This window comes from Streptomyces sp. NPDC016851 (genome assembly GCF_055562795.1).
Genome location: NZ_JBVHEP010000031.1, coordinates 62,614 through 76,927, shown reverse-complemented (window position 1 = coordinate 76,927; position 14,314 = coordinate 62,614). Strand labels below are relative to the sequence as shown.

Annotated in this window: 11 protein-coding genes; 6 read left to right on the top strand and 5 right to left on the bottom strand. The window is 72.4% G+C overall.

The features are described 5' to 3' along the window. Positions 1-94 precede the first annotated feature (94 nt). Positions 95-2,140, bottom strand: coding sequence for a SpoIIE family protein phosphatase (locus tag ACZ3I3_RS35920; RefSeq protein ID WP_467372002.1), 2,046 nt, complete (start codon positions 2,138-2,140; stop codon positions 95-97). A gap of 151 nt (positions 2,141-2,291) precedes the next feature. Between ACZ3I3_RS35920 and ACZ3I3_RS35915 the strand changes: the two genes are divergently transcribed. Together ACZ3I3_RS35915 and ACZ3I3_RS35910 are read left to right on the top strand one after the other, a co-directional pair. Beyond that, positions 2,292-3,122 carry an alpha/beta fold hydrolase gene (locus ACZ3I3_RS35915; RefSeq protein ID WP_467372001.1) on the top strand — a complete coding sequence of 277 codons (831 nt, stop codon included), beginning with the start codon at positions 2,292-2,294 and terminating at the stop codon, positions 3,120-3,122. 219 nt (positions 3,123-3,341) lie between these two features. Further along, positions 3,342-7,232, top strand: a complete 3,891-nt coding sequence (locus tag ACZ3I3_RS35910) for a glycoside hydrolase family 2 TIM barrel-domain containing protein (protein ID WP_467372000.1) — start codon at positions 3,342-3,344, stop codon at positions 7,230-7,232. Between the two features lie 28 nt (positions 7,233-7,260). Here ACZ3I3_RS35910 and ACZ3I3_RS35905 read toward each other — a convergent pair whose 3' ends face one another. Further along, positions 7,261-7,623 (bottom strand): ArsR/SmtB family transcription factor, encoded by a 363-nt coding sequence (locus tag ACZ3I3_RS35905; RefSeq protein WP_020274584.1) that lies wholly within the window; start codon positions 7,621-7,623, stop codon positions 7,261-7,263. 155 nt (positions 7,624-7,778) lie between these two features. Here ACZ3I3_RS35905 and ACZ3I3_RS35900 point away from each other — a divergent pair, with 155 nt between their 5' ends. The 3 genes from ACZ3I3_RS35900 to ACZ3I3_RS35890 are packed head-to-tail and all read left to right on the top strand — an operon-like array spanning position 7,779 to position 10,490. Beyond that, positions 7,779-9,248, top strand: coding sequence for an AlkA N-terminal domain-containing protein (locus ACZ3I3_RS35900; protein WP_467372031.1), 1,470 nt, complete (start codon positions 7,779-7,781; stop codon positions 9,246-9,248). A gap of 8 nt (positions 9,249-9,256) precedes the next feature. Next, positions 9,257-9,739: a methylated-DNA--[protein]-cysteine S-methyltransferase gene (locus tag ACZ3I3_RS35895; protein ID WP_467371999.1), complete on the top strand. Its 483-nt coding sequence runs from the start codon at positions 9,257-9,259 to the stop codon at positions 9,737-9,739. Positions 9,740-9,776: 37 nt separating this feature from the next. Beyond that, the gene (locus ACZ3I3_RS35890) at positions 9,777-10,490 is read left to right on the top strand and encodes a bleomycin resistance protein (protein ID WP_467371998.1); all 714 of its coding nucleotides are present in this window, start codon (positions 9,777-9,779) and stop codon (positions 10,488-10,490) included. Here the strand turns inward: ACZ3I3_RS35890 and ACZ3I3_RS35885 are convergent. The 3 genes from ACZ3I3_RS35885 to ACZ3I3_RS35875 all read right to left on the bottom strand — a co-directional run bounded on the left by ACZ3I3_RS35885 (position 10,450) and on the right by ACZ3I3_RS35875 (position 12,911). Further along, positions 10,450-11,205 carry an SIR2 family NAD-dependent protein deacylase gene (locus ACZ3I3_RS35885; RefSeq protein ID WP_467371997.1) on the bottom strand — a complete coding sequence of 252 codons (756 nt, stop codon included), beginning with the start codon at positions 11,203-11,205 and terminating at the stop codon, positions 10,450-10,452. The genes ACZ3I3_RS35890 and ACZ3I3_RS35885 overlap by 41 nt on opposite strands. An 81-nt stretch (positions 11,206-11,286) precedes the next feature. After that, a complete protein-coding gene (locus tag ACZ3I3_RS35880; protein ID WP_467371996.1) occupies positions 11,287-11,781 on the bottom strand; it encodes an NUDIX domain-containing protein in 495 nt (164 codons plus the stop codon). Between the two features lie 56 nt (positions 11,782-11,837). Further along, positions 11,838-12,911 carry an ADP-ribosylglycohydrolase family protein gene (locus ACZ3I3_RS35875; protein WP_467371995.1) on the bottom strand — a complete coding sequence of 358 codons (1,074 nt, stop codon included), beginning with the start codon at positions 12,909-12,911 and terminating at the stop codon, positions 11,838-11,840. A 262-nt stretch (positions 12,912-13,173) separates the two neighbouring features. Here ACZ3I3_RS35875 and ACZ3I3_RS35870 point away from each other — a divergent pair, with 262 nt between their 5' ends. Beyond that, the gene (locus ACZ3I3_RS35870; RefSeq protein ID WP_467372030.1) at positions 13,174-14,292 is read left to right on the top strand and encodes a glycerate kinase; all 1,119 of its coding nucleotides are present in this window, start codon (positions 13,174-13,176) and stop codon (positions 14,290-14,292) included. The last annotated feature ends 22 nt before the right edge of the window (positions 14,293-14,314 follow it).

Genomic DNA, 14,314 nt, shown 5'->3' with positions numbered 1-14,314 from the left:
TCGTCAGGGCATGCGAGGGGCGGAGCCGGTGGCCCGGATCAGATGTAGAAAACGTAACTCACACAAGCATGCTAGCAGTTGCCGCCGAGCGCGCTCAGGGACGGGCGCGGACCAGCAGCAGCGCGACGTCGTCGTCGGGCTCCGGGCTCAGCGCGCTGAGCAGGCTGTCACTGGCCCGTTGCAGGCTGGGCCCGGCGTTCTCCAGGAGGCGGGTCAGCAGGGTGAGACCGGTGTCGATCGGCTCCGCGCGGTTCTCGACCAGCCCGTCGGTGTACAGGGCGAGCAGCGAGCCCGGAGCGAACTCCAGCTCCACGGTGCCGAACTCCACGCCGCCCACCCCCAGCGGCACCCCGCCGGGCACGTCGACGAGCTTCGCGCCGCCGTTCGCCCCGGCGAGTACCGGCGGCAGATGACCGGCGCTGGACAGTGAGCAGACGCCGGCCCGCAGGTCGCACACCGCGTACACGCACGTGGCGATCGCGTCGCCGAGCGAACCGGCGATGTCGTCGAGGTGCCGCAGCAGCTCGGCGGGCGGCAGGTCCAGCCGGGCCAGTGCCCGCGTCGCCGTGCTCAGCTGCCCCATGATCGCCGCGGCCTGGACGCCCTTGCCCATGACGTCGCCCACCACGAGCCCGGTGCGTCCCGGGCCCAGCGGCAGCACGTCGTACCAGTCGCCGCCGACCTCGCTGAGCGCCGGGCGGTAGCGGGCGGCGATGTCGAGCCCCTCCTGCTCGGCGGGCGTGGCCGGAAGCAGACTGCGCTGGAGTGTCAGGGCCGTGCCGCGTTCCCGGCCGTAGAGGCGGGCGTTGTCGATGCAGATCGCGGCGCGCGCGGCGAGCTCCGAGGCGAGCGCCTGATCCCGGTCGTCGAACGGACGTTCGTCGATCGTGCGGTACAGGGTGAGGGTGCCGAGCACCTTGCCCCGGGCCACCAACGGGACCGCCAGGTAGGAGTGGGCGCCGGCCTCGTGCAGGGTCCGGGCGGCGCGCGCGTCCCGGGCGATGCGCCGCATCATCTTCGGGTCGACGCGCTCGACCAGGACCGGGCGCGCCCTGCGGACGCACTGCGTGATGATCCGTGACGAGGCGTAGGTCGCCAGCTCGCCGACCGGGTCGGCGGCGTGGATGGCGTCGGTCGGGTAGCCCGCCGCGACGGCCAGCGCCCGGAACTCCGCGGGCGCGCCGCCCGTGACCGGCACGATGGTGCCGCGGGCCACGACGGACTCCAGGACGTCCACGGCGGCCAGGTCCGCCAGGTGCGACACCACCACGTCGGCCAGCTCCCGGGCGGTCTGCTGGAGGTCGAGCGTGGTGCCGATCCGCACCCCGGCCTCGGCGATCACCGACAGGTGCTGGCGTGCCTGCGCGACCTCGGCCGCGGCCTGCTGGCGCTCGGTCACGTCCAGCACGGCCATCGCGAGCCCGAGGACCCGGCCGTCGGTGTCCTCGATGCGGTGGTACGACTCCGAGTAGGCGCGGTCGTGTTCGTCCGCCGCCGTACGGCCGATGGTCTGCTGGTCGAGCAGCGGCCTGCCGGTCTTGAGGACGTGCCGCATCCGGGCCTCGATCGCCTCGACGTCCAGGCCCGGCAGCACCTCGCCGAGGCGCCGGCCCAGCAAGGCCTCCTCGGGCACCCCGTTGATCCGCTCCAGCGCGGGGTTGACCCCGACCCAGCGCAGGTCGTTGTCGAAGACGGCGATGCCGAGCGGGGTCTGGTTGACGAGGCTGTGCGAGAGGGCGAGGTCCCGCTCCACCTTCCGTACGGTCGTCGCGTCCGTGGCGAGTCCCAGCAGGTGGGGCCTGCCCTCGCTGTCGAGGAGCCGCATCGTGCGGAACTCCACGGCGCGTTCCGTGCCGTCGCGGTGCCGCAGCGGGAAGACACCGGCCCAGCGGTCCCCCGCTCTGACCTGGGCGAACAGCTCCCTGCCCCGAGTGCGGTTCTCGGGCGCGACCAGGAGCGTGTCGGCGCGCTGCCGCAGGGCCTCGTCGGCGGTGTAGCCGAGCAGTTGCTCGATCTCGGGGCTCCACAGGGCGATGTGCCCGCCGTCGTCCAGGACCACGGCCGCGACCTTCAGCAGGTCCAGCAGCCCACCGGGCGCGGCCGTGACGGCGTCCCGGTCCGAGGGCGCATACCCGTTCATACGAGCCGCTCCTTCCGGCGCGGCAAAAGGTCCGGCCAAGATCCGTTGCGCAGGCTGTCCGATGAGGTCACAGTACGGTCGGAGGAGCGACACTGTCGCGCCGAAATGACAAATAATCGCCGGTCGATGCAGAGAGACGGGGAGCGGGATCTTGGCTGACTGGACGTTGCGGGAGAGCCTGGCCACCACGTCGGGGACCGTGCGCTGGGACCGGTTCGGGGAGCCCGGCGGCGAGCCGGTCGTGCTGCTGCACGGGACGCCCTTCTCCTCCTACTTGTGGCACGAGATCGCTCCGTCGCTCGCCGCCGGCGGACACCTCGTGCACGTGTGGGACATGGCGGGCTACGGCACCTCCGACATGCACCCGGACCAGGACGTCTCGCTGGGGGCCCAGGGCCGGATCTTCACCGAGCTGCTCGCGCACTGGGGGCTTCAGGAGCCGTCCGTCGTCGCGCACGACTTCGGCGGGTGCGTGGCCCTGCGCGCCCATCTGCTGCACGGGGCCCGTTACCGGCGGCTCGCGCTGGTCGACCCGGTGGCCCTGGAACCCTGGGGTTCTCCCTTCTTCCGGCTGGTCGGGGAGCACAGCCACGTCTTCGAGCAGTTGCCGCCGGCGCTGCACGAGGCGCTGGTGCGCGAGTACGTCACGTCCGCGAGCCACCTCGGCCTGCGGCCCGCCGCGCTGGACGCGCTCGTGGGGCCCTGGACGGGGGAGCGGGGCCAGGCCGCCTTCTACCGTCAGATCGCGCAGGCCGACCAGCGCTACACCGACGACATCCAGCCGCTGTATCCCACGCTCGACCTGCCGGTGACGGTCTGCTGGGGCACCGAGGACACCTGGATCCCCTTCGCCAAGGGCCAGGAGCTGGCCGCCCTCATCCCGGGCGCGCGGCTGGTGCCCGTCCCGGAGTCCGGCCACCTCGTCCCGCTGGACGCCCCCGCCCGGCTGACGAGCGAGGTGCTCACCTTCCTCGGGGCCTGAAGGCGCCTGGGGTGAGAGAGAACCATCAGGACCGCACAAAGTCCGATGGGGTCATTGCTTCGATTGTGTTCGAGTCCTAGGGTGTGCCTGCTCAGCAGTTGCTCCGTCACCGTCAGTTGCACGAGCCCCAACAGAAACACCCAGCAAGGGAGTTGGGGACGGCAACGGACGTGCCCTCAGTCCGTGCAGCACCCTGTCGAACCGAGGAAGGCCACGGTCATGCCGCACCCGCTCTCGTCCCCCGCCGACCGGCCCGTCGTCAGCCGTCGCCGCCTGCTCGAAGGGGGCGCCGCCGTGCTCGGCGCGCTCGCCCTGTCCGCGTCGCCCGCCGCCGCGCAGGCGGCGGCCCGGCGCCCGGCGGCGGACGGTCCTCCGGAGTGGAACGACGGCCTGGCCGTGTACCGCGTGGGCACCGAGCCGCCGCACACCACGCTCATGCCGTACGCCGACCTCGGGCAGGCGCTGGACGGCGACCGCACCCGCTCGCCGTACCGGCTCAGCCTCGACGGCACGTGGAAGTTCGCCTACGCCGACCGCCCCGACGACCGGGACACCGACTTCTACCGCACCGACGTGGACGACTCCGGCTGGGATACCATCCCCGTGCCCTCGGCCTGGCAGCTGCACGGCTACGACTTCCCGATCTACGTCAACATCACCTACCCCTGGTGGGGACCCAACGGCGGCGGCGAGGAGGCCCAGCCGCCCGCCGCCCCGACCCGCTACAACCCCGTCGGCCAGTACCGCCGTACGTTCACCGTCCCCCGGAACTGGTCGGGCCGGCGCACCTTCCTGCACTTCGAGGGCGTCAAGTCCGCCCACTACGTGTGGATCAACGGCGAGCTGGTGGGCTACCACGAGGACTCCTACACGTCCGCCGAGTACGACATCACCCGCCACCTCAAGCCGGGCACCAACCACATCGCCGTCGAGGTGTACCGCTACTCGGACGCGGACTGGCTGGAGGACCAGGACATGATCCGGCTGAGCGGCATCTTCCGCTCGGTCCACCTGTACTCCACCCCGAACGTGCACCTGCGTGACTTCAAGCTGGACACCCCGCTCGGCGACGACTACACCTCCGCCGAACTCAAGGTCACGGCGCACGTCCGCGACTACGGCGGCAAGGGCGCGGGCCGCTACACCGTCGAGACCCAGCTCTACGACGCGCGCGGCCACGCCGTCTGGTCGCGGCCGCTGAACCAACCGGTCGACGTCCCGGACGGTGACGAGGCCACCGCCGAGGCGTCCAGAGCCGTCCCCTCGCCGAAGCTCTGGTCGGCCGAGCACCCGAACCTCTACACCGCCGTGCTGCGCCTGCGCGACCCGTCCGGCAAGGTCGTCGAGACGCTCTCGCACCGGGTCGGCTTCCGCGAGTTCGCGCTCAAGGACGGCCTGATGCGCATCAACGGCAAGCCGGTCTCCTTCCGCGGCACCAACCGGCACGAGATGCACCCGGAAACCGGCTCGGCGCTCACCCGGGCGCAGATGATCGAGGACATCGAGATCATCAAGCGGCTCAACATCAACAGCGTCCGCACCTCGCACTACCCCAACAACCCGCTGTGGCTGGAACTCGCCGACGAGTACGGCCTGTACCTCGTGGACGAGACCAACCTCGAAACTCACGGCATCCGCGACGAGTACCCCGGCAGCGGCCACCCCGAGTGGACCGAGGCGTGCGTGGTCCGCGCCCAGAACATGGTCCACCGCGACAAGAACCACGCCTCGGTGGTCATCTGGTCCCTCGGCAACGAGGCGGGCGGCGGCACGACGTTCAACGCCATGTACGACTGGATCCGCTCCTACGACCCCACCCGCGTCATCCAGTACGAGGGCGACGACCGCCCGGGCATCAGCGACATCCGCTCCGAGATGTACGACAGCCCGCAGCGGGTCGAGCAGCGCGCCAAGGACACCAGCGACACCCGGCCGTACGTGATGATCGAGTACTCGCACGGGATGGGGAACTCCAACGGCAACTTCAAGAAGTACTGGGACATCGTCCGCCGCTACGACGTCCTCCAGGGCGGCTGGATCTGGGACTTCGTCGACCAGGCCCTGAGCTGGCCTACCCCGACCCGCAAGCTGCTGACCGAGTCCGGCCCGGGGGCACTGCGCGGCGAGGTCATCGCACCCGCCGCCGGCTTCGACCGCGCGAAGGGCGTCTCCGGCGGCACCGTCTTCCCCCGCGACGCCCGCCTCGACCTCACCGGCTCCCTCACGCTCGAGGCCTGGGTCACCCCGCGCGTGACCGGCGGGCACCAGCCCCTCATCGCCAAGGGCGACACCCAGTACGCCCTCAAACAGACCGACAAGAACCTGGAGTTCTTCATCCACGGCGGCGGCCAGTGGGTCACCGCGAGCTGGGCGCTGCCCGAGGGCTGGACGGGCAAGGAGCACCACGTCGCCGGCGTCTTCGACGCGGACGCGGGGACGCTCACCCTGTACGTCGACGGACAGGTGCGCGGCACCCGGACCACCACGCGGCGCCCCGGCAACAACACCGCGTCCCTCGCGCTCGCCACCGACGTCGACAACCCGACCCGGGAGTTCAGCGGCACCGTCCGGCGGGCCCGCGTGTACGCCCGCGCGCTGAGCGCCGCCGAGCTGGCCTCGGACAGCCGCGGCCCGGACGACGAGGGCGTGCGCTTCTGGTTCGACGCCGCCACCGTGGGCTTCACCGAGAAGCGCCCGCGCGACAAGACGTTCTACGCCTACGGCGGCGACTGGGGCGACAACCCCAACGACGGCGCCTTCGCCGGTGACGGCATCGTCCTGCCCGACCGCACCCTCACCGGCAAGTCCGCCGAGGTCAAGCAGATCTACCAGGCGATCAACGCCGCCCCGGCCTCCGGCGGCCCCGGCGCAGTCACCCTCACCAACGAGTACCTCTTCACCAACCTCCGTGAGTTCGACGGCCGTTGGTCCCTCATCGCCGACGGCAAGGTCGTCCAGCGCGGCCGGCTGTCCCGCGACCAGCTGAACATCGCGCCGCTGACGAGCAAGGACATCAAGGTGCCGGTGCGGCTGCCGGCGAAGCCCGCAGCGGGCACGGAGTACTTCCTCCAGCTCTCTTTCACCACCAAAGAGTCCACCAAGTGGGCGAAGGCCGGCTTCGAGGTGGCCAAGCAGCAGCTCGCCCTCGACACGGACAGCCCGGCCGTGACGCCCCTGCCGCTGCGCAGCGTCCCCGCCCTGCGGTACACCGACCGGGAGGAGGCCGTCACCGTCAAGGGCAAGGGCTTCTCGGTCACCGTCGACAAGAGCACCGGCACCATCACCTCGTACGAGGCGGGCGGCACCAAGCTCATCACCTCCGGCCCCGTCCCGAACTTCTGGCGGGCGCCCACCGACAACGACCGGGGCAACGGCCACCACACCCGCAACCAGACGTGGCGCGACGCGGGAGCCAGGCGGAAGGTGGCGGACGTACGGGTCCGGCCCCTGGACGACCGGGCCGTCGAGGTCACGTTCACCGGCACGCTGCCCACCAGCACGGAGTCCACGTACAGCACGACGTACACGGTGTTCGGCAACGGCGAGATCAAGGTCGACAACACCCTGCACCCGGGAGCGTCGAACCTGCCCTACATCCCCGAGGTCGGCACCCTGCTGTTCCTGCCCCGCCGCCTGGACCGGCTGCACTACTACGGCCGGGGCCCGGAGGAGAACATGTGGGACCGCAACAACGCCACCGACGTGGGTCTGTACTCCGGCACCGTCTCCGGCCAGTGGACCTCCTACCTGCGCCCCCAGGAGAACGGCAACAAGACCGACGTCCGCTGGGCCGCGCTGACCGACGGCAGCGGACGCGGACTGCTCGTCTGCGGTGAGCCGCTGGTGGAGGTCAACGCCTCGCACGTCACCCCCGAGGACCTGTCGGTCGGCGCCCGCCACGACTACCAGCTCAACCCCAGGGACGCGGTGGTCCTCCGGGTCAACCACCGTCAGATGGGCGTGGGCGGCGACAACAGCTGGGGCGCCCACACCCACGACGAGTTCAAGCTCCTCGCCAACCGCGACTACGCCTACACCTACCGGCTGCGTCCGCTGACGCGCGTGAGCGAGGCGATGGCGGCGTCGAGGCGGCCGACGGCCACCGACTGAGAACCCCGCGTGGGACGGCGGCGCCGCCTCAGTCGGCGGCGTCGCTGATGCCCAGGCGCAGATGCTCCACGTGGTAGACGGCCTGGTCGAGCAGCTCGGCGACATGGTGGTCGTGCAGCGCGTAGACGACGGAACGGCCCTGCCGCTCACCGACGACCAGGCCCAGATTGCGCAGCAGCCGCAGCTGGTGCGAGCAGGCCGACTGCTCCATGCCCACCTCGGCGGCCAACTCGGTGGCCGGCAGCGGGCCTTCCCTCAGCCGCGCCAGGATCAGCAGCCGGGAGGGTGTGGACAGGGCCTGGAGCGTGGTGGCGACCTTCGCGACGTTGTCCGCGTCCAGGCGTACGCGCTCGGTGGCGTCCTGCGCGGGGATGACGGCTCCATGACCCATGACGTCATCGTACCGGGCGCCCACAAACACATGAATGGATATTCATCCATACTGGCTCCCGTGGTCTCCGGTGGGCGCCGCCCGGGCACGTCGATGTCGGATTCTCGCCAGCCCGGCCCCCTCCGGTGCCGGATGCTGGACGCATGCAGATGGGGATGCACACCGACACCGAGCGCTGCGTGCGCGCTGTCCAGTCGAAGGACGCCCGGTTCGACGGATGGTTCTTCACGGCCGTCCTGACGACCGGCATCTACTGCCGTCCCAGTTGCCCGGTCGTGCCGCCCAAGCCGGAGAACATGGTCTTCCACCCGAGCGCGGCGGCCTGCCAGCAGGCCGGGTTCCGGGCCTGCAAGCGCTGCCGGCCCGACACCAGCCCCGGCTCCCCGGAGTGGAACCAGCGCGCCGACCTCGTGGCCCGCGCCATGCGGCTGATCGCCGACGGTGCCGTGGACCGCGAGGGCGTGCCCGGCCTCGCCGCCCGGCTCGGCTACAGCACCCGGCAGGTCGAGCGTCAGCTGCTCGCCGAACTGGGCGCGGGGCCCCTCGCGCTCGCCCGCGCCCAGCGGGCCCAGACGGCCCGGCTCCTCATCGAGACGACGACCCTGCCGATGGCGCAGATCGCCTTCGCCGCCGGCTTCGCCTCGATCCGCACCTTCAACGACACCGTCCGCGAGGTCTTCGCCCTCGCCCCGAGCGAGCTGCGCGCCCGGGTCCCGAAGCGGCAGGGCGCGATCACGCCCGGCGCGCTGTCGCTGCGGCTGCCGTTCCGCACCCCGCTCAACCCCGACAACCTCTTCGGCCATCTCGCCGCCACGGCCGTACCCGGGGTGGAGGAGTGGCGCGACGGCTCCTACCGGCGCACGCTCCGCCTGCCCTACGGCCACGGCATCGTCGCCCTCACGCCCACCCCCGACCACATCGCCTGCCGCCTCACCCTCAGCGACCTGCGCGATCTGACCGTCGCCATCAGCCGCTGCCGCCGTCTGCTCGACCTGGACGCGGACCCGGTCGCGATCGACGAGCAACTGCGCACGGACCCGGTCCTGGCGCCGCTGGTCGACAAGGCGCCCGGCCGGCGCGTCCCGCGCACGGTGGACGAGGCGGAGTTCGCCGTCCGGGCCGTGCTCGGCCAGCAGGTCTCCACCGCCGCCGCCCGCACCCACGCGGCCCGCCTGGTCACCGCGCACGGCGAACCGGTCGACGACCCCGAGGGCGGCCTCACCCATCTGTTCCCTGCCCCCGAGGCCCTCGCGGTGCTGGACCCGGAGACCCTGGCGATGCCCCGCACGCGCCGCACGACCTTCACCACCCTGGTCCGCCGGCTCGCCGACGGCGACCTCCACCTGGGAGTGGAGAGCGACTGGCCGCAGGCTCGCGCCCAGCTCCTCGCCCTGCCCGGGTTCGGTCCCTGGACGGCCGACGTCATCGCCATGCGCGGCCTCGGCGACCCCGACGCCTTCCTCCCCACCGACCTCGGCATCCGCCGCGCCGCCAAGGAACTCGGCCTGCCCTCCACGCCCGCCGCGCTCACCGCCCGCGCGGCGGCCTGGCGCCCCTGGCGGGCCTACGCCGTCCAGTACCTCTGGGCGACCGACAGCCACCCGATCAACTTCCTACCGGTATAGGGACGTTCATGAAGCACCACACCGTGACCGACAGCCCCTACGGCCCCCTCACCCTCGTCGCCGACGACGGTGTGCTGTGCGGCCTCTACATGACCGACCAACGCCACCGCCCCCCGGAGGAGACCTTCGGCCTGCGCGACGACACCTTCTTCGCCGAGACGGAGGAACAACTGAAGGCCTACTTCGCGGGCGAGCTCAAGGAGTTCACGGTCGAACTCCGCCTGACCGGCACCCCGTTCCAGTGCCGCGTCTGGGACCAACTGCGCCGCATCCCCTACGGCGAGACCCGCACCTACGGCCAACTCGCCGACGCGCTTGGCACCCCCACGGCCTCCCGCGCGGTCGGCCTCGCCAACGGCCGCAACCCCATCGGCATCATCGTCCCCTGCCACCGCGTCATCGGCGCGAACGGCGGCCTCACGGGATACGGGGGCGGGCTGGAACGCAAGCAGCGCCTGCTGGACTTCGAGCGGGGTGCCGCACTCTTCTAGCCCCCCCCGGCTGGTCAAACTTGACTAGACTGCGGTCATGCCGGAGAAGACGATCCCGATCCTGCCGTGCCAGACCCTCCCACCCGTCCTCGAGTTCTACACCGCCCTCGGCTTCGAGGTGACGTACCAGCAGCGCAGCCCGAACCCGTACGCGGTCGTCGAACACGGCGGCATCGAGCTGCAGTTCTTCGCGATGAAGCACTACGAGCCGACCGGCTCGATCAGCACCTGCTACGTCCTGACCGACGACGTCGACGGCCTGTACCAGGCGTTCCGGGCCGGGCTCAAGGCCGCGTACGGGAGGATCCCCACCCGGGGCCTGCCGCGGGTCGGGCCGCTCAAGGACATGTCGTACGGCGTGCGGCAGTTCCTCATGACCGACCCGGGCGGCAACTGCATCCGGGTCGGGCAGCGCACGGGCGAGGAGCGGCACCACGGGCCCGCCCCCGAGGAGACCTTCGCGCGGGCCCTGCACCACGCGTCGCTCCTGGCGGACTCCAAGGGGGATGCGGCGGGCGCCGCCAAGGTCGTCGACCGGGTTCTGCGTCTGCCGGACGAGACGCCGACGCGCGTACAGCTGCTTCAGCTCCTCGTCCTGCGCGCGGACATCGCGGGACGACTCGGCGACGAGGAGACGGCGGCGACCGCCCTCGCCCGGGCCGCCGCGCTCGACCTCACCGAAGCCGAACGCGACCAGGGCCGCGACGCGCTCACGCGCCTGGAGGACCTGCTGGCGGCGTCTCGTCCGTGAGACCGCGCAACAGCTCCGGCAGCGCCGTGCCGATGGGCTCGCGGACGATCTCGTCGGCACGGTCGTCGTACGGCGTCGGCTCGGCGTTGACGATGACGAGCCGGGCGCCGTGGTCGGCGGCGATACCGGCGAGGCCGGCCGCGGGCTGGACCTGGAGGCTCGTACCGACGGCGACGAACACCTCGCAGGCCTTGCTGATGGCGGCCGCCTCGCCGAGGACCACGGGGTCGAGCCGCTCGCCGAACATCACCGTCGCCGACTTCAGGACGCCGCCGCACTCCAGGCACGGCGGGTCGTCCTCACCGGCCTCGACCCGTGCGAGCGCGTCCTCCATCGAGCCGCGGGCGTGGCAGCCGGTGCACACGACACTCCGGGCCGTGCCGTGCAGTTCGAGGACCTTGCGGTCGGGCATCCCGGCGAGCTGGTGCAGCCCGTCGACGTTCTGCGTGATCACCCGGACGGGCACCCCGGACCGCTCCAGTTCGGCCACCGCCCGGTGCGCGGCGTTGGGCTCCGCCTGGAGGGCCCGGTTCTCGCGCCGCATCCGCCAGGAGCGGCGCCGGATCTCCGGGTCGGCCATGTAGTACTCGTACGTGACGAGCTTCTCGGCCTCCGGGTCCCGCCGCCAGAGCCCGTTCGGCCCGCGGTAGTCCGGGATCCCGGAGTCCGTGCTGATACCGGCGCCGGTGAGGAGCGCGACGAGGGGCTTGGCCATGGCACCGAGGGTAGGACGGGCCGTACGACAGCGGCGAGCGGTTATCGAACAGGACGGCGGCGGGTGAACGGGCGGAGCCGGTCAGGACACCCGGTGCCCGTTCTCCAGCTCCGCCGTGCCCGAGCCGTCCGCCAGGACGTCCAGGGCGGCCAGGACACGGCGGCCGAGGGCGCCCGGCAGATACTCGGTCAGCTCCTCGCGCGGGACCAGCCGCCAGGACAGCAGTTCCTCCTCCTGGAGCCGGATCGCCTTGAACTCGTCCTCGCCGAGCACCCCGCCGTCGTACAGGTACGACACCAGCGGCGGACGCCCCGTGCCGTGCACCCAGTCCACCGTCAGCAGCCGGCCCAGCTCACGGTCCAGCCCGATCTCCTCCGCCGTCTCGCGCCGCGCGCCCTGCCGCGGCGTCTCGCCGTCGTCGGACTCGATCGTGCCGCCGGGCAGCGCCCAGCCCTCCCGGTAGTTGGGCTCGACGAGCAGCACCCGGCCCTCCCCGTCCCGGAACAGCGCGGCGGCGCCGGCCAGGACGCGGGGCAGGGACGCGATGTAGGCGGCGAAGTCAGAAGAGGTGGTCATGGGGGCAGGGTAACCACCCGATGACGGCTCAGCCGCGGGGGAAGACGCAGCAGACCTCAGGCCTCCTGCTCCGCCAGCCGCAGCGTCCGCTCCGCCAGCTCGCTGATCCGCACCCCGTCGAAGCCGAACACCGCGCTGCGGACCGTGTCCTCCAGCGGGACAGTCCACTGCTCCGGAATGGCCGCGGCCCCGCCGAACACCCCCGCCACCGACCCCGCCGTCGCGCCGTTGGAGTCGGTGTCCAGCCCGCCGCGGACGGTCAGGGCGATGGTGCGGGTGAAGTCGCCGTCGCCGTAGAGCAGGCCGGCGGTGAGGACGGCGGCGTTCGGGACCGTGTGGATCCAGCCCATCCCGGCCGTCTCCTCGGTGAGCGTGGTGAGCGTGTCCTCCCAGGACATGCGGGTGTCGTGGAGGGAGACGACCCGTCGCACCGTGCGGGCCAGGCGGCTGCTCGCCGGGATCAGGGCCAGGGCCTCGTCGATCGCGTGCCGCACGGTGGGCGCCGTGAAGGCCGCCGCGATCAGCGCCGCCGCCCACATCGCCCCGTACACCCCGTTGCCGGTGTGCGACAGCACCGCGTCCCGCCGGGCCAGTGAGGCGGCCCGGCGGGGCAGGCCCGGGCAGGTCCAGCCGTAGATGTCGGCTCTGATCAGCGCCCCGATCCACTCCTGGTACGGGTTGTCGTACGTCGCCGTCAGCGGCGGCTTCAGCCCATTGGCGAGATTGCGGTACGCGGCCCGCTCGGCGGTGAACGTCTGGAGGTACGGCAGCCGCAGCAGCCACAGGTCGCCGACCTGCTCGGTGCTGAAGCCGAAGCCGTGGGTCTCCAGCAGATCCAGGCCGAGGATCGCGTAGTCGACGTCGTCGTCACGGCAACTGCCGTGGATGCGGCCGCGCACGCACTGGCGCCATTCGGGGCGCAGCTCGAAGCCGTCGTGTTCGCTGATCGGCTCGGGGAGGTAGTCGGTCAGCGGCAGGGCGGCGGCCTGGCGCAGGTAGCGGTCGATGCGGTCGCGGGTCCAGACCTCGCCCTGCTCGACCGGTTTGCCGAGCATGTTGCCCGCGATGCGGCCCTGCCAGCCGCCGAGGATGCGGTTGGGGAGGTCTGCCTGGGGGTGCGCTGGGGGCATGGTTAAGGTCTACCCGTTTTCGGGGCGCCTGAGGGGCGGGGACTGCGGTGTGCTCGCGGCTGCCGGTGCGTCGTGGTTGGTCGCGCAGTTCCCCGCGCCCCTGAGGGCCTCGGTCCACGGGGTGGGAAGGAGCTGACGGGCGGGGTGTCCTGCGGTTAAGGTCGCTGCGGCGCGACTGGCCTTGACGTGCGTGAGGGCCCGGAGAGCAAGGGGAGTGCAAGTGACGGACGCTGCAGTGAGCGATACCCGGAAGGCACGGCGGGTGCTCGTCGCCGCGGACAAGTTCAAGGGGTCGCTGACGGCCGTGGAGGTCGCCGAGCGCGTGACGGCCGGGCTGCGCCGGGCCGTACCGGACGTCGAGGTCGAGGCGCTGCCCGTGGCCGACGGCGGCGACGGGACCGTGGCCGCGGCGGTCGCGGCCGGGTTCGAGCGCCGGGAGGTGCGGGTCGCCGGTCCGCTCGGCGACGAGGTGACGGCGGGGTTCGCGCTGCGTGAGCACACCGCGGTCGTGGAGATGGCCGAGGCGAGCGGACTCCAGCGGCTGCCCGCCGGGGTCTTCGCACCGCTCACGGCCTCCACGTACGGCTCCGGCGAGCTGCTGCGGGCCGCACTGGACGCGGGCGCCCGCACGATCGTCTTCGGCGTCGGCGGCAGCGCCACCACGGACGGCGGCGCCGGGATGCTGTCTGCGCTGGGCGCGCGCTTTCTGGACGGGCGCGGCGAGCCGGTCCCCCCGGGCGGAGGCGGCCTCGCCGAGCTGGCCACCGCCGACCTCTCGGCCCTCGACCCGCGCCTGACGGAGATCGAGCTGGTCCTCGCGAGCGACGTGGACAACCCGCTGACGGGCCCGAAGGGCGCGCCCGCGGTCTACGGCCCGCAGAAGGGCGCCTCGCCGGACGACGTGGCGGCCCTGGACGCCGCCCTCGCGCACTTCGCGAAGGTGCTGGAGGAGTCGGCCGGACCGAAGGCCGCCGCGTACGCCGCCTCGCCGGGCGCGGGCGCGGCGGGCGGCATCGGCTACGGCGCCCTGCTGCTCGGCGCCCGCTTCCGCCCCGGCATCGAGGTCATGCTCGACGTCCTGGGCTTCGCCCCCGCCCTGGACGGTGCCGACCTGGTGATCACCGGCGAGGGCTCCCTCGACGAACAGACCCTCCACGGCAAGGCCCCGGCGGGCGTCGCCGCGGCGGCCCGTGCGGCGGGCAAGGAGGTCGTCGCGGTCTGCGGCCGCCTCGCCCTGCCCCCGGAGGTCCTGGGCCGGGCCGGTTTCCGCCGGGTCTACCCCCTGACGGACGCGGAGCCGGACGTGGCGAAGTGCATCGCCGAGGCGGGCCCGATCCTGGAGCGCGTGGCGGAGCGGATCGGGCGGGACTTCCTGACCTGAGCCGGGCGGCTCCCGTCGCCGC

Excerpts from the sequence above, each read along its gene's own strand:
- ACZ3I3_RS35920 (WP_467372002.1), bottom strand. The coding sequence starts at position 2,140 with ATGAACGGGTATGCGCCCTCGGACCGGGACGCCGTCACGGCCGCGCCC.
- ACZ3I3_RS35910 (WP_467372000.1), top strand. The coding sequence starts at position 3,342 with ATGCCGCACCCGCTCTCGTCCCCCGCCGACCGGCCCGTCGTCAGCCGT.
- ACZ3I3_RS35905 (WP_020274584.1), bottom strand. The coding sequence starts at position 7,623 with ATGGGTCATGGAGCCGTCATCCCCGCGCAGGACGCCACCGAGCGCGTA.
- ACZ3I3_RS35900 (WP_467372031.1), top strand. The coding sequence starts at position 7,779 with ATGCACACCGACACCGAGCGCTGCGTGCGCGCTGTCCAGTCGAAGGAC.
- ACZ3I3_RS35895 (WP_467371999.1), top strand. The coding sequence starts at position 9,257 with ATGAAGCACCACACCGTGACCGACAGCCCCTACGGCCCCCTCACCCTC.
- ACZ3I3_RS35890 (WP_467371998.1), top strand. The coding sequence starts at position 9,777 with ATGCCGGAGAAGACGATCCCGATCCTGCCGTGCCAGACCCTCCCACCC.
- ACZ3I3_RS35885 (WP_467371997.1), bottom strand. The coding sequence starts at position 11,205 with ATGGCCAAGCCCCTCGTCGCGCTCCTCACCGGCGCCGGTATCAGCACG.
- ACZ3I3_RS35880 (WP_467371996.1), bottom strand. The coding sequence starts at position 11,781 with ATGACCACCTCTTCTGACTTCGCCGCCTACATCGCGTCCCTGCCCCGC.
- ACZ3I3_RS35875 (WP_467371995.1), bottom strand. The coding sequence starts at position 12,911 with ATGCCCCCAGCGCACCCCCAGGCAGACCTCCCCAACCGCATCCTCGGC.